This is a genomic window from Pseudomonas fluorescens, assembly GCF_902497895.1.
GTDB classification, from domain to species: domain Bacteria; phylum Pseudomonadota; class Gammaproteobacteria; order Pseudomonadales; family Pseudomonadaceae; genus Aquipseudomonas; species Aquipseudomonas fluorescens_BP.
Window position 1 is genome coordinate 1 of sequence record NZ_CABVHQ010000162.1, and the last position, 891, is coordinate 891.

Genomic DNA, 891 nt, shown 5'->3' on the forward strand with positions numbered 1-891 from the left:
CGTATGCGCTTCTTCACTTGACCATATAACCCCAAGCAATCTGGTTATACTGTGAAGACGACATTCGCCGAAAATTCGCATTCTTGCTCATAAAGAGCAACTCACAAATTTTACCTTAGCCTGTAACAACACCAGTGAAAGTGTTGTCCAGTCTATCTTTCTATCACATACCCAAATTTTTAAAGAACGATCTAATCAAAGACTAGAAATCAATATTCGCAACGGAATATTCATTTCTAAACTCTAACGATGAGCAACTTGTCGCTTGTAGCTTCCAGCTTGTAACTGCTGTTAAATGGTGGAGCCAAACGGGATCGAACCGTTGACCTCCTGCGTGCAAGGCAGGCGCTCTCCCAGCTGAGCTATGGCCCCGTATTTCTACAGGCGTTTCCCACACAAAATTGGTGGGTCTGGGCAGATTCGAACTGCCGACCTCACCCTTATCAGGGGTGCGCTCTAACCAACTGAGCTACAGACCCAATTTCGAGCTTGTAACTGTTAGCGTGAGCTATCAGCCTGGAGCTTAAAGCTGCTTCTATCGTCTTCTTCAATGAATCAAGCAATTCGTGTGGGAACTTATGGAGCAGCTGATGTCGTCGATTAAGGAGGTGATCCAGCCGCAGGTTCCCCTACGGCTACCTTGTTACGACTTCACCCCAGTCATGAATCACACCGTGGTAACCGTCCTCCCGAAGGTTAGACTAGCTACTTCTGGTGCAACCCACTCCCATGGTGTGACGGGCGGTGTGTACAAGGCCCGGGAACGTATTCACCGCGACATTCTGATTCGCGATTACTAGCGATTCCGACTTCACGCAGTCGAGTTGCAGACTGCGATCCGGACTACGATCGGTTTTCTGGGATTAGCTCCACCTCGCGGCTTGGCAACCC

At 48.9% G+C, this 891-nt stretch carries 2 tRNA genes and 1 rRNA gene; all 3 read right to left on the minus strand.

From position 1 onward, the window contains the following. Positions 1–296: 296 nt before the first annotated feature. A tRNA-Ala gene (locus F8N21_RS30330) sits at positions 297–372 on the minus strand. A 30-nt stretch (positions 373–402) separates the two neighbouring features. Next, positions 403–479 (minus strand) — tRNA-Ile (locus F8N21_RS30335). A gap of 122 nt (positions 480–601) precedes the next feature. Next, positions 602–891, minus strand: a 16S ribosomal RNA gene (locus F8N21_RS30340); the annotation flags it as partial.